Annotated in this window: 15 protein-coding genes; 6 read left to right on the forward strand and 9 right to left on the reverse strand. The window is 72.7% G+C overall.

Going from position 1 to position 20155, the window contains the following annotated elements; genetic code table 11:
• Nucleotides 1–56 precede the first annotated feature (56 nt).
• The gene (locus tag ACFMQL_RS01940) at nucleotides 57–908 is read left to right on the forward strand and encodes a helix-turn-helix transcriptional regulator (protein WP_364067677.1); all 852 of its coding nucleotides are present in this window, start codon (nucleotides 57–59) and stop codon (nucleotides 906–908) included.
• 69 nt (nucleotides 909–977) lie between these two features.
• Entirely contained in the window at nucleotides 978–1244 is a 267-nt protein-coding gene (locus ACFMQL_RS01945; protein WP_364067675.1) for a hypothetical protein, read from the forward strand.
• A 129-nt stretch (nucleotides 1245–1373) separates the two neighbouring features.
• Here the strand turns inward: ACFMQL_RS01945 and ACFMQL_RS01950 are convergent, their stop codons facing one another.
• From ACFMQL_RS01950 to ACFMQL_RS01960, 3 genes are all read right to left on the reverse strand, one after another.
• Nucleotides 1374–2774, reverse strand: coding sequence for a HAMP domain-containing sensor histidine kinase (locus ACFMQL_RS01950; RefSeq protein ID WP_364067673.1), 1401 nt, complete (start codon nucleotides 2772–2774; stop codon nucleotides 1374–1376).
• Complete coding sequence (locus ACFMQL_RS01955) at nucleotides 2771–3469, reverse strand: response regulator transcription factor (RefSeq protein WP_364067671.1); 699 nt, start codon at nucleotides 3467–3469, stop codon at nucleotides 2771–2773. The genes ACFMQL_RS01950 and ACFMQL_RS01955 overlap by 4 nt, the downstream gene beginning before the upstream one ends.
• A 65-nt stretch (nucleotides 3470–3534) precedes the next feature.
• Nucleotides 3535–4734, reverse strand: coding sequence for a cytochrome P450 (locus tag ACFMQL_RS01960; protein ID WP_378784316.1), 1200 nt, complete (start codon nucleotides 4732–4734; stop codon nucleotides 3535–3537).
• Nucleotides 4735–4820: 86 nt separating this feature from the next.
• Here ACFMQL_RS01960 and ACFMQL_RS01965 point away from each other — a divergent pair, with 86 nt between their 5' ends.
• Nucleotides 4821–5414: a helix-turn-helix domain-containing protein gene (locus tag ACFMQL_RS01965; RefSeq protein ID WP_364067669.1), complete on the forward strand. Its 594-nt coding sequence runs from the start codon at nucleotides 4821–4823 to the stop codon at nucleotides 5412–5414.
• 30 nt (nucleotides 5415–5444) lie between these two features.
• On the opposite strand, the gene ACFMQL_RS01970 is transcribed toward ACFMQL_RS01965, so the two are convergent.
• Nucleotides 5445–6965 (reverse strand): phytoene desaturase family protein, encoded by a 1521-nt coding sequence (locus ACFMQL_RS01970; protein ID WP_378784318.1) that lies wholly within the window; start codon nucleotides 6963–6965, stop codon nucleotides 5445–5447.
• A gap of 231 nt (nucleotides 6966–7196) precedes the next feature.
• On the opposite strand from ACFMQL_RS01970, the gene ACFMQL_RS01975 reads away from it, so the two are divergent.
• From ACFMQL_RS01975 to ACFMQL_RS01985, 3 genes are all read left to right on the forward strand, one after another.
• Nucleotides 7197–8123, forward strand: a complete 927-nt coding sequence (locus ACFMQL_RS01975) for a pseudouridine-5'-phosphate glycosidase (protein ID WP_364067665.1) — start codon at nucleotides 7197–7199, stop codon at nucleotides 8121–8123.
• A complete protein-coding gene (locus ACFMQL_RS01980) occupies nucleotides 8120–9049 on the forward strand; it encodes a sugar kinase (protein ID WP_364067663.1) in 930 nt (309 codons plus the stop codon). The genes ACFMQL_RS01975 and ACFMQL_RS01980 overlap by 4 nt, the downstream gene beginning before the upstream one ends.
• A gap of 82 nt (nucleotides 9050–9131) precedes the next feature.
• Nucleotides 9132–11771, forward strand: coding sequence for a hypothetical protein (locus tag ACFMQL_RS01985; RefSeq protein WP_378784319.1), 2640 nt, complete (start codon nucleotides 9132–9134; stop codon nucleotides 11769–11771).
• 624 nt (nucleotides 11772–12395) lie between these two features.
• Here the strand turns inward: ACFMQL_RS01985 and ACFMQL_RS01990 are convergent.
• The 5 genes from ACFMQL_RS01990 to ACFMQL_RS02010 all read right to left on the reverse strand — a co-directional run bounded on the left by ACFMQL_RS01990 (nucleotide 12396) and on the right by ACFMQL_RS02010 (nucleotide 20155).
• Nucleotides 12396–15482 carry an AAA family ATPase gene (locus ACFMQL_RS01990; protein WP_378784320.1) on the reverse strand — a complete coding sequence of 1029 codons (3087 nt, stop codon included), beginning with the start codon at nucleotides 15480–15482 and terminating at the stop codon, nucleotides 12396–12398.
• A gap of 146 nt (nucleotides 15483–15628) precedes the next feature.
• Nucleotides 15629–16063, reverse strand: coding sequence for a GNAT family N-acetyltransferase (locus ACFMQL_RS01995; protein WP_364067657.1), 435 nt, complete (start codon nucleotides 16061–16063; stop codon nucleotides 15629–15631).
• 93 nt (nucleotides 16064–16156) lie between these two features.
• Nucleotides 16157–17293 (reverse strand): acyl-CoA dehydrogenase family protein, encoded by a 1137-nt coding sequence (locus ACFMQL_RS02000; protein WP_364067655.1) that lies wholly within the window; start codon nucleotides 17291–17293, stop codon nucleotides 16157–16159.
• A gap of 4 nt (nucleotides 17294–17297) precedes the next feature.
• Nucleotides 17298–18203 (reverse strand): hydroxymethylglutaryl-CoA lyase, encoded by a 906-nt coding sequence (locus ACFMQL_RS02005; RefSeq protein ID WP_364067653.1) that lies wholly within the window; start codon nucleotides 18201–18203, stop codon nucleotides 17298–17300.
• Nucleotides 18203–20155 carry a biotin carboxylase N-terminal domain-containing protein gene (locus tag ACFMQL_RS02010; protein ID WP_364067651.1) on the reverse strand — a complete coding sequence of 651 codons (1953 nt, stop codon included), beginning with the start codon at nucleotides 20153–20155 and terminating at the stop codon, nucleotides 18203–18205. The genes ACFMQL_RS02005 and ACFMQL_RS02010 overlap by 1 nt, the downstream gene beginning before the upstream one ends.

Here is a 20155-nt window from a genome sequence, read left to right on the forward strand (position 1 = left end):
CACATTTGCGGCGGAGGCTGGCATGATCGGCGCGACCGGGGCTAGCCTTCTGCGGCGTGACGTCCTTTCAGCAGGCGCGCATCGACCTCGGCAGCCAATTACGCCAATTGCGTGAGGCGGCCCACCTGTCGGGCAAGGAGCTGGCCGAGCGCTTGCGCTGGCAGCCCTCCAAAGTCTCCCGCCTGGAGAACGCCCGCCAGACGGCCACCGAGGACGACGTGGTCGTGTGGGCGCAGGCGGTCAACGCCTCACCCGACACCACCGACAGGCTCATCCGCCAGTCGCTCGCCCTGCTCGAACGCCACGACGACTGGAAGCAGCGCCACCGCAGCGGCCTGGCCGCGCTCCAGGAGGACGTCCGCGACCTCGAAGCCCGCACCAAGCTCTTCCGCGTCTTCGAACCCGGCATCATCGTGGGCCTGCTCCAGACCTCCGAGTACGCCCGGCACGTCTTCCGCAAGGTCAAGCGCCTCTACAGCGCCGCCGACCAGATCGACGCGGCGGTCCGGGTGCGCATGCAGCGCCAGGAGATCCTGTACGACCGCACGCGCACGTTCAGGTTCGTCGTCACCGAGGCCGCGCTGCGCACGGCCCTGGCCCCGCCGGACGTGATGCGCGGCCAGCTCGACCGCCTGCTCGCGGTCAGCACGCTGCCCAACGTGGAGTTCGGCGTCATCCCGTTCGACGCCGAGCTGCCGTCCAGTCCCATCAACGGCTTCTGGATCTACAACGAGTCGATGGTGGCGGTCGCCACGATGACGAAGGACCTCATGCTGCGCGACCCCGACGACATCGGCTTTTACGTGCGGGCCTTCGACGATTACGTCAAGGTCGCGGAGTTCGACGAGGCCGGGCGGGAGGTCATCATCTCCGTTCTTCACGATTACCGGAAACAAAGTCCACATTAACCACAGCAATTGCTTGCCTCCCGCACCAAGATCGTGCAATTCTGTCGCGAGACGTTGCGGAGGTGACGCATGATGCTTGATACCGCGCTCAGCCTTGAGCGCTTCGCCTGGCACGCGGGTCGTCACGCGGACCTGTCGGTCCAGAGCATCGCGCTGGCCTGCGACCCGGCGTACGTATCGGTCCGCAACCGGTTCTCCTCCACCCTCGCCGAGACCGTGACCTGCTCCGACGAGGGCGCGTTCATCACCTCCTGGGGCTACCGCCTCGGCACCACCGACGACGTCGAGTCGGCCGCCGCCCGTCTCGCCTTCCTGCTCGCCGCGCTCCCCGCCTGACCCGGCCTCAGCAGCCGCCCTTGTAGACACCTTCTGCGCCTCGGGCCGGTCGGCGTTCTCCGCCGTGACGATCGCCCACGCCACCGCCCACGCCACCGCCCGCGCGGGCCGGAACGCGGAGCCCCGGTTTCAGGACTCGGACTGGCGGACCGGGCTGCCCGGCAGGTCCATGGTGGCGATCGCGCCGCCGCCGGGGGCGTTGTCCAGGCGTACGGTGCCGCCCACCTCGTCCACGGCCTGCTTGACGATCGCGAGGCCCAGGCCGGAGCCCGGCAGGCTGCGCGCGGACGGCGAGCGCCAGAACCGTTCGAAGACGTGCGGCAGCTCCTCCTCAGGCAGGCCGGGGCCGTGGTCGCGGACGGTCAGCCGGCCGTCGCGCAGCCGCACCTCGATCTGGCCGCCCGGGCTGAACTTGGCCGCGTTGTCCATGAGGTTGAGCACGGCACGTTCCAGGGAGGAGGCGTTGCCCACGAGGTACCAGGGGCTCAGGTCCGTGCGCACGTCGGCGCCGCGCAGCCTGGCCCGCTCGACCGCCGCGGTCACCACCTCGTGCAGCGCCAGCTCGGCGTGCGGCTCGTGGTCGTTGTCGCCCCTGGCGAGCTGGAGCAGGTCGGCGACCAGCGTGGACAGCTCCGCGAACTGCGCCTTGATGTTGACCAGCAGCCGCTCCTTGGCGGCCGGGTCGAGGCTGCGTCCGGTCTGCTCGCTGCGCAGCAGCAGGTCGATGTTCGTGCGCAGGGTGGTGAGCGGCGTGCGCAGCTCGTGTCCCGCGTCGGCGACGAGTTGTTTCTGCCGCTCTCTCGACCCGGCCAGCGCCGCGGTCATGGCGTTGAACGACGACGACAGGCGGGCGATCTCGTCGTTGCCGGTGACGGGGATGCGGGTGCCGAGGTCCTCGGTCTGCGCGATGTGCTCGACGGCCTTGGTCAGCTCGCCCACTGGGCGCAGCGCGGCCCGCGAGATGACGAGCCCGGCCCAGGCCGCGCCGATGACGCCGAGCGCGGTGATGCCGGCGAGCATGAGGGCAGAGCGCCGCAGCGTGTTACTGATCAGCCACATCGGCCTGGCCTCCATCACGGCCACGCCGTTTTCGAAGTTGAGCGCCACCACGCGGACCGGGGTGCCGTCGCTGGTGTAGCCGTCGCGGTAGACCGGCTCGCACGGCTCGAACGCCTCGGAGTCCTTCTCGTACACCGGCACGATGGGCGGCCCGATCGAGCAGGTGCTGCCGTCGGAGCGCAGCAGCGTCGCCATGCCGTCGAACATGCCCTGCGTGCCCTCGGGCGTGCAGTGGTGCTTGAGGTAGTCGCGGTCGCTGTCCTTCAGCGACTCCACGATGCTCATGTCGAGGTTGCTGCGCAGCCGCGTCTGCACGATGTAGTAGGACAGGCCGGCGCACGCCGCGATCGCCACCGCCACGGCCACCGTGACGAGCAGCGTCAGCCGCGTGCGCAGGCTGCCCCGCCGGGACAGCGCGACGAGGCGGGCACGCAGCCCGCCTGCTGCTGCCTTGCTCGCGTTCCCGCTCATGGGGAGTTCCGCAGGACGTACCCCACCCCGCGCACGGTGTGGATCACGCGCGGCTCGCCACCGGCCTCGGTCTTGCGCCGCAGGTACATGACGTAGACGTCGAGCGAGTTGGACGTCGGCTCGAAGTCGAAGCCCCACACCTCGCTGAGTATCTGGTCGCGGGTCAGCACCTGGCGGGGATGGGACAGGAACAGCTCCATGAGCAGATATTCGGTGCGGGTCAGGTCGAGCCTGCGCTCGCCCCTGGTGACCTCTCTGGTCGCCGGGTCCATGCGCAGGTCGCCGTAGGCGAGCACGTCGCCCTCGGGGGCGCTCGCGCTCAGCGCGCCGCGCCGCAGCAGCGCGCGCACCCGGGCCAGCAGCTCGTCCAGCTCGAACGGCTTGACCAGGTAGTCGTCGGCCCCGGCGTCGAGCCCCGACACCCGGTCACCGACGGCGTCGCGGGCGGTGAGCATGAGGATGGGCACGTGGTTGCCGGAGGACCGGAGCCTGCGGCAGGCGGTGAGCCCGTCGAGCCGCGGCATCATCACGTCGAGCAGCACCGCGTCGTACGTCTCCGCCGCCAGCGCGTCGAGCGCCTGCTGGCCGTCGTCGGCGGTGAAGACCTTGTAACCCTCGAACTCCAGGCTCGACTGCAGCGCCTCGCGCAGCGCGGGCTCGTCATCGACCACCAAAAGACGTGCGGGCTCACTCATACTTACCAAAGGTAAGACGTCATCATGAGAAGCGGATGAACGATCTCACCTTCGTTGACTGAGGATCACCACGCGACGGGCATTCGCGTGAGGCCGAAGACGCCGTTGCCGTACTTCGGCTCCAGCTCCTCCTCGGGCACGATGACGCGCAGATCGGGCAGGCGGTCGAACAGCGTGCGCAGCGCGATCTCCAGCTCGGCCCGCGCGAGGTTCTGGCCCAGACACTGGTGCACGCCGTAGCCGAAGGCCACGTGGTGGCGGGCGCCGCGTTCGATGTCGAACTCGTCAGGACGCTCGAACGCCCGCTCGTCCCGGTTGGCCGAGGCGCCCAGCACGTACACGCCCTCGCCCTTCCTGATGAGCCGCCCGCCGAGCTCCTGGTCCTCGACGGCGACCCGGTCGAACGCCACGAAGTCGGCGATGGAGTGGTAGCGCAGCAGCTCCTCCACGGCGGCCGGCCAGGCGTCCGGGTTCGCTCGCAGGGCGGCGAGCTGATCGGGGTGGCGGAGCAGGGTGTAGGCGGACAGCGGGATCATGTTCGCCGTCGTCTCGTGGCCGGCGACCAGCAGCAGGAAGGCGGCGCCGGTCATCTCCTCGTGGGTGAGCCTGCCGCTGGTGGCCAGCCGGCCGAGCAGGTCGTCCTTGGGGGCGGCCTCGACCCGGGCGATGAGGTCGTCGAGGTAGGACCTGATCTCGAACGACGCGGCGCGCCTGGTGCCCTCGTCGGCGGAGGCGTCCACTATCGTCCGGGTGCGGGACTGGAAGAAGTCGTGGTCGGCGTACGGGACGCCGAGGAGCCGGCAGATGACCAGCGAGGGCAGCGCCAGCCCGTACGCCTCCACCAGCTCGGCCTCGTCGCCCTTGGCCACCATGTCGTCGATCAGCTCGTCGGCGATCCGCTGGATGTCCGGGCGCATCTCCCTGACCCTGCGGACCGTGAACTCGGGGATGAGCAGGCGGCGGTAGCGGGTGTGCTCGGGCGGGTCGTAGTCGATGAAGAAGCCGACGCCGAACTCCCGGGCGGCGGCGATCTCCTCGGGCGTCATGTTCGCGGTGTCGAGGGCGTTCGGATGGCCGGGCGTCCTGGGGTCGGTGCTGAAGCCGGACCCGGAGAGCACCTGCTGGGCCTCGGCGTGCCGGGTGACGAGCCACACCTCGCCACGGCCGGTCTCGGCTTTGACGAGGGGGGCCTGGTCGCGCCAGCCCTTGTACGCGGGCGGCGGAGCGAACGGGCACGTGCGCTGGACAGGGAAGGTTTCCGCCATAGTCTGCTCCGTACATAGCCGGGCCACATTGCTTACTTACGCGAAAGTAAACAACGTGGCGGCCGGCCGTCAACAGAGGGAGCGAGATGGCAGGACGGCGAACGGACACACGAGAGCGGATCCAGCAGGTCGCGTTGGAGCTGTTCGCCGAGCGGGGATACGACAAGACCTCGTTGCAGGAGGTGGCGGAGCGGCTGCAGATCACCAGGCCGGCGCTGTACTACCACTTCCGTACGAAGGAGGAGATCCTCGCCGGGGTGATCGAACGGCTGGTGGAGTCGATCGAAGAGCTGGTGGCCTGGGGCCGGGAGCAACCGGCCACCACCGAGGCGCGGCAGGAGATCCTGCGGCGCATCTCCGGGCTGCTGTCGGACCAGTGGCGGCCGCTGTTCAGATTCGCCCAGGTGAACCAGGGCGCGTTGGAGCACCACCCGGGCGGTGATCGCCTGCGGGAGGGCGTGTTCTCCATGGTCTCGCTGCTGTGCGCACCGGACGAGAGCATGGAGCGGCAGTTCGAGGCCAGGCTGGCGGTCATCGCGGTGATCCTCGCCAACGTGCCCGTCCTGTTCGGCCCGGAGGCGGACCTGTCGCGGATGAACGAGGTGGCGCTGCGCGTCGCCTCCAAGCTCATCGCCGACGAGCCGGCGGCCCCGGCCACGCCGGAGCCGCCGGGCGGCTGACGGCCGCCGTCAGCGCGTGAGCAGGGCCCGTCAGCGCGTGAGCAGGGCCATGGCGGCGTTGTGGCCGCCGATGCCGCTGACGCCGCCGCCCCTGCGCGCGGCGGCGCCGCACAGCAGGATGCGCTCGTGCTCGGTCTCGACGCCCCAGCCGCCGTGGCCGTCGGCGTCGCCGTCCGCGTACGGCCAGCTCAGGTCGGTGTGGAAGATGTGGCCGCCGGGCAGGCCCGCGTCGGTCTCCAGGTCCACGGGCGTCTTGACCTCGACGCACGGGGTGCCGTCGGGGGCGGTGAGCAGGCAGTCCTCGATGGGCTCGGCGAGCACGGAGTTGATCGAGGCGAACGTGGCCTCCAGCGCCAGCTTGCGCGCCTTCTCCGGATCCTTCCGGAACAGCCGGGCGGGCATGTGCAGGCCGAACAGCGTCATCGTCTCCGCCCGTCCCCGCAGCTCGGGGCCGATGATCGACGGGTCGGTCAGCGAGTGGCAGTAGACCTCGGCGGGCGGCAGCTCGGGGATCTCGCCCCTGGCCGCCTGCTCGTACGCCCGCGCGAGCTGGTCGCGCCCCTCGTTGATGTGGAACGTACCGCTGAAGGCCGCCCGCGGATCCACCTCGGGATCCTTCAGCCGGGGCAGCCGCGACAGCACCATGTTGACCTTGAGCTGCGCGCCCTCGGGCACGGTCGCGGGCCGTCCCATCACCCGGTCGAGCACCGCGGGCGGCAGGTTGACCAGCACGTGCCCGCCCCGCACGGTGTGCTCGGCCCCGCCTTCGGTGAACGTCACCTCGCCGTCCGGGTCGATGCCGATGATCTCCACGCCCGTCCTGATCTCGGCGCCCGCCCGCCTGGCCGCCGCCTCCAGCGCGCCGGAGACCGCGCCCATGCCGCCGACGGGGACGTTCCAGTCGCCGGTGCCGTCGCCGATCACGTGGTAGAGGAAGCAGCGGTTGGCGAGCAGGTCGGTATCGGGGTTCGCGAACGTGCCGATGAGCGCGTCGGTGAGCACGACACCGCGTACGGTGTCGTCGGCGAACCGCTCGGCCACGCTCTGCCCGATCGGCCGGCCGAACAGCTCGCCCCACGCCTCGGGCCCGACCATCCGCTCGATCTCGGCCTGCGGCCGCAGCGGCTCCAGCAGGGTGGGGGCCAGCACCCGCGCGGTCTCGGCGACCATGCCGTAGAAGCGCCGCCACGCCTCGTGGTCGGCCTCTCCGCCCGTCACGTTTCTGAACGAGGCCGCCGTGCGCAGGTCGTCCTCGTTGTCCACCAGCAGGCCGGTCTCGCCCACGGGCGTGTAGGAGGCGTAGCGCCGGCGGCGCAGCTCCAGCTCGAGCCCGAGATCCTGGACGATCTTCGAGGGCAGCAGGCTCACGAGGTAGGAGTAACGCGACAGCCGCACGTCCACGCCGGGGAACGCCTGCGCCGAGATCGCCAGGCCGCCGACGTGCTCGTGCCGCTCCAGCACCAGCACCCGCCGCCCCGCCTGCGCCAGGTACGCCGCCGCCACCAGTCCGTTGTGCCCGCCTCCGGCCACGACCACGTCATACGCACTCATCCTGGCACCATACGACCCGTTCGCCCTCTGGCGCCACGTGCGAGTCCGCGTCCTTGGCGGCGTCCTTGGCAGCGTCCTTGGCGGCGTCCTTGGCGGGCTCCCGCCGGCCGTGTGATCCTCAGGTGGACGGCCGGGCCAAGGGGTCGTACGCTGCTCGGTTCGGAGCAAACCTCATCAGAGTCACCGTTTTTCACCCGCTGGGCCACACATCCAAGGAGCACGAGCCTCACCATGCGCAGCACCACCGACGCAGTCCTGCAGCCGTCCGACGAGGTCGCCGAGGCCCTGGCGAGCGGCGCGCCGGTCGTGGCACTGGAGTCCACGATCATCTCCCACGGGCTGCCGCAGCCGCGCAACCTGGAGGTGGCGCGCGAGCTGGAGGCGATCGTCCGCGACGGGGGCGCCGTGCCCGCCACGATCGCCGTCCTCGACGGGGTGCCCCGCATCGGCCTGAACGAGGTGGAGCTGGAGCGCATCGCCACCGAGTCCGGCCTGCGCAAGCTGGGCCAGCGCGACCTGCCCTTGGCGGCGGCGCTGAAGGCGAGCGGCGCGACCACCGTGTCGGCCACATCGTTCCTGGCCGCCCGCGCCGGCATCCGCGTCTTCGCCACCGGCGGCCTGGGCGGCGTGCACCGCCAGTGGACCGAGGACCAGGACGAGTCCGCCGACCTCGACACGCTCGCCCGCACCCGCATCACGGTCGTGTGCGCGGGCGTGAAGTCCATCCTCGACGTGCCGGCCACGCTACAGCGGCTGGAGACGCGCGGGGTGAGCGTGGCCGGGTTCCGCACCGACACCTTCCCCGGCTTCTACCTCCACTCCTCCGGCCAGCCGGTCGAGTGGCGCATCGAGTCGGCCGAGGAGGCGGCGGCCGTCATGCGCGGCCAGGACGCCCTCGGCGGCCCCGAGACGGCCCTCATCGTCGCCAACCCGGTGCCGAAGGAGCAGCAGCTCGACCCCGAGCTGCACGACCGGGTGCTCGCCGAGGCGCTGGCCGCCGCCGAGCGCGAGGGCGTCAAGGGCCAGGCGATCACCCCGTTCCTGCTCGGCTACCTGGTGGACGGCACCAAGGGCGCCTCTCTCGAGGCCAACCTCGCCGCCGTGCGCGGCAACGCCGCGCTGGCCGCCCGCATCGCCGTGGCCTGGGCACGGTCGTGACCGGTGGCGCCCTCCTGATCGTCGGTGACGTCGTCACCGACGTGGTGGCCAGGCACGGCTCGCCCGTCCTGGCCGGCGCCGACATGGCGGCCGACATCGTGCTGCGTCCGGGCGGCTCCGGCGCCAACACCGCCGCCTGGGCCGCCTGCCTGGGAGCCGAGGTGCACCTGCTGGCCAGGCTCGGCTACGACAGCAGCGAGTGGCACGCCACCGAACTGATCAGGACGGGCGTCCGGCCCCACTTCTCCGTCGATCCCGACCACCCCACGGCCGTGGTGATCGCCATGGTGGACAGCAGCGGCGAGCGCTCGATGCTCACCAACCGCGGCGCAGGCGGCCTGATCTCCGAGGCCGACTGGGATCCGGCCCTGCTCGACGGCGTCGGCCGTCTGCACCTGTCCGGGTACGTCCTGTTCGCCGAGCCGGGCCTGCGCCTGGCCGCCCGCGCGATGGCCGACGCCGCCGCCGCGGGCGTCTTGATCAGCGTCGATCCCGCCTCATCCGGGCCGCTGCGGGACTTCGGCGCTGAACGTTTCATCCGCCAGACGGCCGCGGCCGATCTCGTCCTGCCCAACCTCGACGAGGCGCTTGTGCTCACCGGGGCGACATCGGCCGAGCGTGCCGCCGTACTCTTGAGTGAGAGATATGGCACAGCGGTCGTGAAGCTCGGCGCCGACGGAGCTCTGGCCGCGAAAGACGGTGAGGTGGTGGCGACGGCCAAAGGCCGGCCCGCTGACGTCGTCGACTCCACGGGAGCCGGTGACGCGTTCGCCGCGGGATACATCGCCACGACACTGCGCGGCGCGGGACCGCAGGCGGCTCTGGAGGCGGGATGCCGTGCCGGTGCCGCATGTGTGGCCCAGGTGGGCGGCCGTCCACGGTACGGTTTGGATCTGAACCGTCTTTACCCTATTCACACTGATTGATAGCTTGCCGCGTAGGCTGCACCATTAGCCACATGCGTCACGGGCAGCACACGCGGCTCACTGGGGAGGATAAGGTCCGCCGATGGAAGTCGAGTCATCGATCTGCCTGAGCGACCTGGTCCCTGCGCTGCGTTGGAGCCGTCCCCAGCAGGTGGCCGAGGCGTTGGGCGACCCCCGTCTGCCCGCGGGGTGGTGGCATTCCGTGCCGCTGCCCAAAGCCCTCGGCATGACCGGGCTCGACTGGATCTGCGAACGCCTCGCCCGGCTCGCCGCGTCCCGCTGGGACCACCTGCCTCTGTCCGACCTGCTGCCCGCGCTGACGGTGCACCACATCGACCCCGCGCTGCCCGGCTGGCCCGACGCCACCCGTACGGCGATCACCGGCCTCGGCGGCTGGCAGCGGCTGCGCCGCCTGTCTCCGAGCGATCTCGGCACGCCGTCGGCCACGCCCGAGGTGGTCATCGGCTCGGTCTTCCGCGAGATCCTCGGCCGCATCCCGGCCCAGGCCGCCGACGCGCCCGCCGCCGCTTCCCCCACGCCCGCCGCATCCGGGCATCCCGAGGTCACCCGGCCGCTCCAGCGCGGCCAGGGCGTCCCGTCGGGCGCGTTCCCCGCGCAGGATGCGCCTTCCGGTCCCGTGCCCGCGCAGGATGCGACTTCCGGTCCCGTGCCCGCGCCGGGCGATCCCGCCGCGCAGCAGCCGGCGGCGCAGACCGGTCCGTACGCGGCCCAGGGCGATTCCGTCGGCGGGCCCGCGACGGGTGACGGCTCGGGGTCCGGCACGCAGAGCGGCCCGCTGCCCCAGCGCCCCGCCGCGTCACTCTCCGGCGACCAGCAGCGTCCTGGGGCCTTGCCGCCCGAGGGCGCGCCCGGCTCCCGCCAGACCGGCGGCTTCCCCGCGACCTCCGACGGCGCGCCCGGTCCCCGGCAGACGGGCTCTTTCCCGGCGGTCTCCGACCCGGCCGGTTCGCGGCAGACCGGCTCCTTCCCCGCCGCCGCCTCCGCCGACGGCCCGTCCGGGGCGGACCCGCGCACGAGCGGCGCTTTCCCCGCCGCTGGGGGAGACGCGCGCACGAGCGGGACGTTCCCCGCCGCGGGCGGCGACGCCCGTACGAGCGGCTCGTTCCCCGTTCCGCCCGGCTCGCGGACGACCGGTTCGTTCCCGGCGGCGTCCGACCCCCGGCAGACCGGCTCCTTCCCCGGTGTGCCCGGCGACGGGCAGCGCCGTCCCGAGGGCGCACCCGGCCCCCGCCAGACGGGCTCGTTCCCCGCGGTCTCCGACGGCGCGCCCGGCTCGCGCCAGACCGGCGGCTTCCCCGCGGTCTCCGACGGCGCGCCCGGCTCGCGCCAGACCGGCGGCTTCCCCGCTGTCTCCGACGGCGCGCCCGGCTCGCGCCAGACGGGCTCCTTCCCCTCGGTCGCCGGGAACGGGGCTCCGGGTGCGGGGCAGGGCGGCGGCTCCGGCCTGCCGCAGCGTCCCGTGCCAGGCCAGCAGGAACGCCTCCCGCAGCGCCCCACCCGCCAGGACACCGGCGCTCCTGGCGGCGCGGCGGCATCCGCGGGCGGCCCGCACACGGGCTCGCTCCCCGCGGTCCCCGGCACCGGCGGCCCCGCCAAGCGCACGCCCGCCTACGCGGGCTCCGGCCCCGCACCCACCGACCCCGACCACGCCATGGTCAGGGTCGTGGACAACCTGTTCCGCAACCTCGACAAGCTGGAACTGGCCGTCGCCCAGCACCGGCTGTTCGCCGAGGACCCGGTGAGCCTGCGTACGCTCGCCCACAAGCTGCTCGTCGAGCGTGAGGCGCTCTCGCAGGCCCAGCGCACCGCCGAGGAGCGCGTCCTGCAGTGGCTGCGCTCCTCCGAGTCCGCGCCGGTCACCGGCCACATGTTCCGGCTGACGGAGTGGCTGGGCGCGGCGGCCACAGAAGAGCAGCTCATCGGCGCCGACCCGGCCCACCCGGTGGTCGTCCCGTCCCTGCGCACGCCGCTGTGGCGGGTGCTGGTGACGCTCATGCCCGACCGGCGGCTGCAGGACGGCTGGCTGGTCGTCGGCGACCTCCAGGGCCTTCAGCAGCGTACGCGGCAGCTCCTCGCCTCCGCCCCGCCCGACGCGGATCCCGTCGAGCTGCTGAGCGAACTCGGCATCCGCGCCCACTCCGCCAAGGCGTGGCTCGACGCGCTGCCTCCGGAGACCGAGACCCGCGAGTCCTCATCGGCCCCGGCCCCCGCCCCGGCGCAGCCGCTCCCCCGCCGTACCCCGGGTGCCAACGGCCACCACCACCGTGGCGGCCAGCCCATCCCGCCCGCGGCCGGCTCCATCGACCCGTCCGCCGCGCTCGCCACCCTGTCGGCACTGTCGGGCGGCCGCTCGCCCGTGCTCTCCGGCGCCCTGGCCGGCACGCCGCCCACGCCTCCTCCGCCGCCGCCCAGCCCGTCGGCCGACCCGCGCCGCTGGCAGCGCATCGAGGTCACCCCCGAGCACCTGCGCGGCGGTCCCGTGCCGGTCCCCGAGAGGTACGCGGCCCAGCTCGGCATGCGCCCCGGCACCCTGCTGTCGGTCACGGGCCCCGGCGACAACGCCATCGTCCTGGTCTGGCAGGGTCAGCAGCCCGTCTTCGACTCGCTCCAGCCGGTGCTCATGCGCCTGAACGCCCGCCCTGGCGACCAGGTCTACGTCACGGTGGACGGCTACCGCCTCGAAGCCCAGCTGACCGCCTGACGCAACCGCGCCCGCGCTGGGACCATCTCGGCCCCGCCAGCCGCGCGCTCAGCGGGCCAAGACACCATCTGCGCCGGCCTGCCCCCGCGAGCGCCCGCAGGGGCTCGCGGGGGCAGGTGAGCGCGCCGTCTCTGATGACCGCACCGTGGCCGCGACGGTCACGGCAGCGAGGCACTTCCGCACCACGCCCGCACCACCGCTCAGAACGAGGTGGTCGCAGCGCCGACGGGCAGCAGCCGGGCCCATGGCGCACGAAGAAACCCTGTGCCCCCTCCGAGCACTGTCAGCAGGTCGAGGGCCGGGGGCGGTGGGCGGTGCCGGCCGCTCAGGAGGCGCAAGAGCGCGTGTCCCAGCCCTCGCGGCACCCACGGCCGGCCCGCGAGGCCGCGGCAACGGGACAGCGGCGACCGCCACCGGACTCGGCAAGCACGATGGCCTCCGCCCGCACCGCCCCCGGCACAGGTACTCAAAAAGGCCGAAACAGCGCGGACCTCAGCAACCGCCACCAGACCCGGCGAGCACGAACACCACCCCCGGGGTCGGCTAGTCGAAAAGGCCGAAGCAGTGGGACAGCAGCGACCGCCACCGGACCCGGCAAGCACCGAACACCACCCCCGGGGTCGGCTAGTCGAAAAGGCCGAGGCGGTGGGCGGTGGCGGCGGCTTCGCCTCGGGTGGCGACGCCGAGCTTGGCCAGGATGTTGGAGACGTGCACGCTGACCGTCTTGACCGAGATGACCAGCTCCTGCGCGATCTCGCGGTTGCTGCGCCCGTTCGTCACCTCACGCAGCACCTCCAGCTCGCGGGCGGTCAGCCCCAGCGGTTGGCGCTCGCCGCCCTCGTCCGGCCCGCCGATCCTGGCGCGCCTGCCGAGCACGTCGAGCTTTTCGAGCAACGGTGTGACGCCCAGATCGCGGGCCAGCGAGCGGGCCCGATCGACATGGGCGGCGACCTTCTGGCGGGCACCGCAGGCGAGCGCCGCCTGACCGGCCGCCAGCCGGCACTGCGCCTCCGCGTACGGCTGCCGCAACGCCGCCCACGCCTCCACCGCCTGCTCCCAGGCCGCGAGCTGCCAGGCGGCCGGCTCGACGTCGTCGTCCAGCGGCTTGTCCGGGCCGGTCAGCGCGGTGAAGGTGAGCCGGTGCGCCTCCTGCAGCCGCCCCCCGACGCCCAGGTCCTGCCCGAGCGCCCGCAGCCTCGGCAGCATCGACAGCGCCTGCCCCACGAGCGCGGCCCCGCTCGCCGCCCCATCGGCAGCGCTCTCGTAGTCGGCGGCGTCCCCGCCCGCGAGGGACGCGGCCGCACCGCCGTCCGGGCCTGCGGCAGCGTAACCGCTCACCAAGGCGGCGGTCCCCAGTCCGGCGATCGCCTCGAGGAAGCGCGGGGTGGGCACCGCCATGCGGATGAGCTCCGCGAACATCGTCAGCACCGGCCAGGCGTAGCGCGGGCTGGTGCGCAGGTTGTGCTCGTCGAGCGCCCGCGCGGCCGCCGTCAGGGCCTCCCCGAGCTGACCGCGGGCGGCGAGCAACTGCAGCTCTCTGCGCAGGTGCGGCAGCACGGACTGCTCGCGGTGGGCGCCGCCGCACAGGACTCTGCGGGCGAGGTCGAGCAGCCGGTCGGCCCGGTCGTAGTCGCCCCGGGCGAGCGCGATGTCGGTGGCGAGGCCCTGCAGGCTGGCGGCGTAAGGCGCGGGCGGCGCGAGGTCGAGAGCGTGCTCGATGACTTGGAGCGCTTCGTCCCACCGCCCGAGCGACACCAGCGGCTCGGCCAGGTTGATCGACAGGAAGGTGCCGGCGGTGCGGGCCATACCGTAGTGCGCGGCCTCCTCGACCCCCTCCCTGGCGACCCTGGCGGCCTCCTCGTGCCGCCCCGCGCCCTCCAGCGTGTCGGACTCGCTGATCGCGCAGCGCATGAGCGCGCTGTAGGCGTCGCCGCGCTTGGCGATGCGCCGGGCCTCGGCGAACGCCTCGAGCTGCGGCTCCATGGCGGAGTAGTCGGCCTGCGCCCAGGTGAGGTCGATGATGGCGTGGGCCTCGATGGTGGCATCGCCCAGGGAGTGCCCGATCTCTCTGGCGAGCTGGGCGGTGGCCGCGCGCTCCTCGATGTTCTCCGGGCCGTGGAGCATGCGGGCCAGCGACTCCAGCACCTTGCCGCGCAGCCGGGGGTGGTCGGCGGGCACGAGCTCGGCGGCCCTGCGCAGGTCGTCGAGGAAACCGGGGCGGCCGAGGTCGTAGCGGGCGTGGCCGCGCTGGCGCAGCAGCGTGACGGCCCTGACGGGGTCGGCCTCGAGCCCGGGATCGCGGGCGAGGTCGTCGAGTGCGGCGCCGGCCAGGGCGATGGCGCGTTCGAACTCGCCGGCCAGGTGGGCGACGATGGCGGTCCGCCTGAGCACGTCGAGCCGGTCGGCGCCGATGCGCTCGGCCGCGTCGGGCACCTGGTCCCACAGCTCCAGCACCCGGGAGAGCATGCGGAGCTGCTCGTCGTACGCGGCGGACTTGCGGGCGGCGGCCGCGGCGTGCCAGGCGCTGACCAGCGCCCACGTGGAGTCGTGGGCCAGGTGCCAGTGGTGTGCCAGCTCGATCGCGCCGCGCGGGGCGGGCAGGATCGACAGGTCGCGCTCCAGCGCCTCGGCGTAGCGGGTGTGCAGGCGGATGCGCTCGCCGGGCAGCAGGTCGTCGTGGAGCGCCTCGCGGATGAGGGCGTGGCGGAAGGCGTAGCCCTCGCCGTCGACGACCAGGACGTTGCCCGCGACGGCCGGCCGCAGCGCGCGGGAGAGCGCGGCGTCGTCGAGCCCCGCGACGGCGCTGAGCAGGGCGTGTTCGATGCGCTGCCCGCCGGCGCTGGCCACCCGCAGCAGCTCCTGCGTCTCGTCGGGCAGCCGCTCGACGGCGGCGAGTAGCAGGTCGCGCAGCGACTCCGGCAGCGACTCGCCCGCCCCGGACTCGCTGAGCAGCGCCTCGGCGAACAGCGGGTTGCCCTCGCTGCGGGCGTAGATGAGATCCATGTCGGACTGGGACGGCTCGCGCTCCAGCATGCCCGCCGCCAGCGCGACGGTCTCCTTGCGGGTGAGCCTGCGCAGCTCGACCCTGCTCACCCACTCGATCCGGCCCAGCTCGGCGAGCAGCGGCCGCAGCGGGTGGGTGCGGTGGAGCTCGTCGGTGCGGTACGTCACCACGAGCAGCACGCGGGCGGCCGTGCGCTGATAGCGGACCAGGAACGTCAGCAGATCGCGGGTGGAGCGGTCGGCCCAGTGGGCGTCTTCGACGATGAGGACGACGGGCCGCTCCTCCGCCAGGCGTTCGAGCAGGCCGAGAACCTCCTCGAACAGCCGCGCCCTGGCCTCGGCGCCCTCTTTGCCCGGCTCGCCGAACTCCGGCAGCAGCCTGGCGAGACCCCGCGTGCTGCCGCCGGGCACCAGCGCGGCGACGGCGTCGCGGCCCAGCTCGCGGACCAGCCGCCGCAGCACGGCGGTGAACGGCGCGAACGGCAGGCCCTCCGTGCCCAGCTCCAGGCAGCCGCCGACGAGCACGAGCGCGTCGTCGGCGTGCCAGCCGATGAACTCATTGATGAGGCGGGTCTTGCCGGCCCCCGCCTCGCCGCCGACGAGCACGGTGGCCGACATGCCGGCGCGCGTCCTGGCCAGAGCGTCGCCGAGCGCGGCGAGCTCGCGGGAGCGCCCGACGAACAGCGGGCTCACGGCGTGGATGCTCACGCCCTCAGCATGCCATCCTGCGGCGACAGAATCGCCCGGGGACGGGGCCTTCCCTGCGGCTTCCCCCGCGAGCGAACACGACCCTCTCGGGGGACGTCACCACGCGGGGCGGCGCACTCCACTGCTCCGAGGCGCCGGGCCGTAGGTCAGCGCAGGACCTTGCGGAAGAACGTGGCCGACGCCTCGTAGCCCAGCGCGTGGTAGAACTCCGGCGCCCGTCGCGTGGCCATCGCGACGTAACCGGCCTCACGCGAGCGGGCCCACTTCTCGAACTCCTCGAGCAGGGACCGGCCGATGCCCTGCCGGCGGGAGCCCGACTCGACCATGGCCTCCTCCACCCAGGCGACCGGCCCGTTGGCGAAGAGCGTGAGGTGGACGAAGCCGAGGAGGTAGCCGCGCACCCGCCCGTTGACGACGGCCGCGAGCAGCAGGGCATCGTCGTTGGCCAGCAGCGCGGGCAGCGCGGCGTCGAAGGCCTCGCGCTCGGGACTGAAGGTCAGGCCGAACTCGCGGGCCAGCGCGAACACCTCGTCCGCGTCCGCTTTCTCCGCTCTCCTGATGAGAAGATCGTCAGCCGTCATGAGCAACGACACTAGATCGTCGGTCGTGGCCGACGCAAACCCTTGCTTGACGTTTCCCCGCTTTTCGTGACGGGATGAAACGGGCGGAGCGGGTCACAGATCGCCAAGTCCGAGTTGTCGGGCAATGAGCATGCGCTGCACTTCACTGGTGCCTTCGCCGATCTCCAGCACCTTGGCGTCGCGGTAGAAACGGGCGACGGGGAACTCGTTCATGAAGCCGTAGCCGCCGAAGATCTGGGTTGCCTCGCGGGCGTTGTCCATGGCGGCATTGGAGGAGACGAGCTTGGCGATCGCCGCCTCCTTCTTGAACGGCTCGCCCGCGAGCATCTTCTCGGCGGCGTGGTAGTAGGCCAGGCGGGCGGTGTGCGCGCGGGCCTCCATGTCGGCGATCTTGAACTGGATGGCCTGGTAGTGGCCGATGGGGTGACCGAACGCCTTGCGCTCCCTGACGTACTTGAGGCACTCGTCCACGCAGCCCTGGGCCAGGCCGACGCCGAGGGCGGCGATGGCGACGCGGCCCTCGTCGAGCGTGCGCAGGAACTGGGCGTAGCCGCGGCCGCGCTCGCCGAGCAGGTTCTCCGCGGGCACGCGGCAGTCGGTGAAGGCCAGCTCGCGGGTGTCGGAGGCGTTCCAGCCGACCTTGGAGTACTTCTTCGAGACCGTGAACCCGGGCGTGCCGCTCGGCACGAGGATGGTGGAGATCTCGCCGTCGCCGGTGAGCGCGGCCACGCCGACGACGCCGGTGATGCCGGTGCCGGAGTTCGTGATGAACGACTTCGTCCCGTTGATCACCCATTGGCCGCCGTCGAGCACGGCCGTGGTGCGCATGCCGCCCGGCACGTCGGAACCGCCGCCCGGCTCGGTCAGCCCGAACGCGCCCAGCATCTCGCCGGAGGCGAGCTTCGGCAGCCACGTACGGCGCTGCTCATCCGTGCCGAACCGGTAGATCGGCATCGCCCCGAGCGAGACCGCCGCCTCAAGGGTGATGGCGACGCTGGAGTCGACCCTGGCCAGCTCCTCCAGCGCCAGGCAGAGGGCGAAGTAGTCGCCGCCCATGCCGCCGTACTCCTCGGGGATGGGCAGGCCGAACAGCCCCATGGCGCCCATCTGGCGCACGATGTCGTACGGGAACTCCTCGCGCTCGTAGAAGTCCCCGATCACGGGCGCGACCACCTCGCGGGCGAACGCCTCGACGGTTTTGCGCAGCTCTTCGTACTCGTCATTGAGCATGATCTCAGCCTTTCGACAGCGCCTGTACGACGCGGGACGGGCTCGGCCGGCCGAGCAGCTCCGCCAGCCAGGTGCTGGTGGCGACGAGCTTGCTCAGGTCGAGCCCCGTCTCGATGCCGAGTCCTCTCAGCATCCAGACGAGGTCTTCTGTGGCGAGGTTGCCGGTGGCGGACTCCGCGTAGGGGCAGCCGCCGATCCCGCCGGTGGAGGCGTCGATGGTGGTGACGCCGCAGTGGAGCGCGGCCAGGGTGTTGGCCAGCGCCTGCCCGTAGGTGTCGTGGAAGTGCACGGCGAGCCGGTCCGGCGAGCGGAAGGCGCGGATCAGCTCGGTGACGTGGCCGGGGGTGCCGACGCCGATGGTGTCGCCCAGGGAGAGCTGGTAGCAGCCGAGCCCGAGCAGCCGTTCGCCGACGGAGACGACCTGCGCGATCGGGGTGGGCCCTTCCCAGGGGTCGCCGAAGCACATGGAGACGTACGCGCGTACCTTGATCCCGTTGTCCAGCGCCCTGGCCACGACCGGTTCGAACATGTCGAACTGGCTCTCCAGGCTGCGGTTGAGGTTCTTGGCGGCGAAGGTCTCGGTGGCGCTGGCGAAGATCGCGATCTCGTCGACGCCGAGCTCCAGCGCCCGGTCCAGGCCGCGCTCGTTCGGCACGAGCACGGGATAGCGCACGCCGGTGCGCCGGTGCAGGCGGCGCAGCAGCTCGTCGGCGTCGGCGAGCTGGGGCACCCACTTGGGGTGCACGAAGCTGGTCGCCTCGATCACCTTGTGTCCCGCGTCGGCCAGCCGGTCGATGAACTCGGCCTTGACCTCGACGGGGATGACGGCGGACTCGTTCTGCAGGCCGTCGCGCGGACCGACCTCGTAGATCGTGACCTGCTGCGGAAGACCTCTCATCGGGTACGGCATCACGCCTCCTCGGCGGTGACCACGGCCAGGACGGCGTCCATGTCCACCGGCTGCCCCGCCTGGACGGTCAGCTCGGAGACCACCCCGTCGCGCGGCGCGGTGACCGTGTGCTCCATCTTCATGGCCTCGACGATGACCAGCGGCTGTCCCTCGCTGACCCGTTCGCCCTGCTGGGCCTTGACCACCAGGACGGTGCCCGGCATGGGGCTCCTGACGACGCCGTCGCCGGCCGCCGCAGCGCCCGGCCGGTCGCCGGGGTCGCCGATGTGGTGGCGGGTGAACGACCAGGACGCGCCGTCGCGGCCGAGCCAGAGCGTGTCGCCGTCGCGTACGCACAGGTAGCGCTCGCTGCGCCCGCCGAGCGTGACGGTGAGCTCGGCGCCGTCGCGGTGAATGCGCGCGGGCACCGCCTCATCGCCCACGCGGACCTCGGCCGTCTCGGCGGGCAGGCCGCGCACCTGTACGGCGTGCACGCCGTCGCGCGACTCCAGCCGCCACGTCGTCCAGGCCGGCTCGCCGATCCGCCAGCCGTCGGCGACCTCCCACGGGTCGTCGCCGCGCGGCAGGTCGTGGAAGACGAGCCCGGCCGCGGCCCGCACCTCTTCGGGCGTCTCCGCCTCAGGCAGCAGCTCGGGCAGGACCCGCTCGACCAGGCCGGTGTCCAGCTCTCCGGCGGCGACGGCCGGGTGCGCGGTCAGCGCGCGCAGGAACGGCACGTTGGTGACGACGCCGAGCACGGCCGTGCGGGCGAGCGCGCGGTCCAGCGCACGGTACGCCGCCGCGCGGCCGGGCGCCCAGGCGATCACCTTGGCCATCATCGGGTCGAACTCGCTGCCGACAACGCCCCCTTCGGCCAGCCCGGAGTCCACCCGCACGACCGTCGTGCCCGCTCGGTCGCGCATGCCGGGCTCGCGGAGTGCGAGCACGCGCCCGCCGGTGGGGAGGAAGCCGCGCGCCGGGTCCTCGGCGTACACCCGGGCCTCCACCGCGTGCCCGTCGAGCCGCACGTCCTCCTGCGCGAACGGCAGCCGCTCCCCCGCCGCCACCCTGAGCTGCAGCTCCACCAGGTCGAGCCCGGTGACCAGCTCGGTGACGGGGTGCTCGACCTGGAGCCGGGTGTTCATCTCCATGAAGTGATAGGCGCCGGTGACGCCGTCCACGATGAACTCGACGGTGCCCGCCCCGACGTAGCCGACGGCGCGGGCGGCCTCGACCGCCGCAGCCCCCATGCTCGCGCGCGTCTCCGGGGTGAGGAACGGCGACGGCGCCTCCTCCACGATCTTCTGGTGGCGGCGCTGCAGGCTGCACTCGCGCTCGCCGAGGTGCACGACGCCGCCGTGGGCGTCGGCCAGCACCTGGATCTCGATGTGGCGGGGGCGCTCGACGTAGCGCTCGATGAGCAGGGTGTCGTCGCCGAACGCGGCCCGCGCCGTACGCCTGGCCGAGGCCAGCGCGTCGGGCAGCTCGGCGGCCGACCGTACGAGGATCATGCCCTTGCCCCCGCCGCCCGCGGACGGCTTGATCAGGGCGGGGAAGTCGCGCCAGTCCTCAAGCCCGGGTTCGGCCGCGCCGGGCACCACCGGCACCCCGGCCGCCGACACGGTGGCCTTGGCGCGGATCTTGTCGCCCATGGCCTCGATCGCCGCGGGGGGCGGCCCGACGAAGACCAGCCCGGACTCGGCGCACCTGCGGGCGAACGCGGCGTTCTCCGCCAGGAACCCGTAGCCGGGGTGCACGGCCTGCGCGCCCGACTCGCGGGCCGCCCCGATGATCGCCTCGACGTCCAGGTAGGACGGCACCTGGAGCGCGACGTCGGCCTCGCGGACGTGCCTGGACCCGGCGTCGGACGGCGTGTGCACCGCCACCGCCGTGATGCCGAGCGCGCGCAGCGTGCGGATGATCCGTACGGCGATCTCGCCCCTGTTGGCGATCAGAACACGGTCGAACAACAT

The organism is Nonomuraea fastidiosa, assembly GCF_042751225.1.
GTDB lineage: Bacteria > Actinomycetota > Actinomycetes > Streptosporangiales > Streptosporangiaceae > Nonomuraea > Nonomuraea fastidiosa.

Coding starts and splice junctions, on each gene's coding strand:
- ACFMQL_RS01945 (WP_364067675.1), top strand. CDS start 978: ATGATGCTTGATACCGCGCTCAGCCTTGAGCGCTTCGCCTGGCACGCG.
- ACFMQL_RS01950 (WP_364067673.1), bottom strand. CDS start 2,774: ATGAGCGGGAACGCGAGCAAGGCAGCAGCAGGCGGGCTGCGTGCCCGC.
- ACFMQL_RS01955 (WP_364067671.1), bottom strand. CDS start 3,469: ATGAGTGAGCCCGCACGTCTTTTGGTGGTCGATGACGAGCCCGCGCTG.
- ACFMQL_RS01960 (WP_378784316.1), bottom strand. CDS start 4,734: ATGGCGGAAACCTTCCCTGTCCAGCGCACGTGCCCGTTCGCTCCGCCG.
- ACFMQL_RS01965 (WP_364067669.1), top strand. CDS start 4,821: ATGGCAGGACGGCGAACGGACACACGAGAGCGGATCCAGCAGGTCGCG.
- ACFMQL_RS01970 (WP_378784318.1), bottom strand. CDS start 6,965: ATGAGTGCGTATGACGTGGTCGTGGCCGGAGGCGGGCACAACGGACTG.
- ACFMQL_RS01975 (WP_364067665.1), top strand. CDS start 7,197: ATGCGCAGCACCACCGACGCAGTCCTGCAGCCGTCCGACGAGGTCGCC.
- ACFMQL_RS01985 (WP_378784319.1), top strand. CDS start 9,132: ATGGAAGTCGAGTCATCGATCTGCCTGAGCGACCTGGTCCCTGCGCTG.
- ACFMQL_RS01995 (WP_364067657.1), bottom strand. CDS start 16,063: ATGACGGCTGACGATCTTCTCATCAGGAGAGCGGAGAAAGCGGACGCG.
- ACFMQL_RS02000 (WP_364067655.1), bottom strand. CDS start 17,293: ATGCTCAATGACGAGTACGAAGAGCTGCGCAAAACCGTCGAGGCGTTC.
- ACFMQL_RS02005 (WP_364067653.1), bottom strand. CDS start 18,203: ATGCCGTACCCGATGAGAGGTCTTCCGCAGCAGGTCACGATCTACGAG.
- ACFMQL_RS02010 (WP_364067651.1), bottom strand. CDS start 20,155: ATGTTGTTCGACCGTGTTCTGATCGCCAACAGGGGCGAGATCGCCGTA.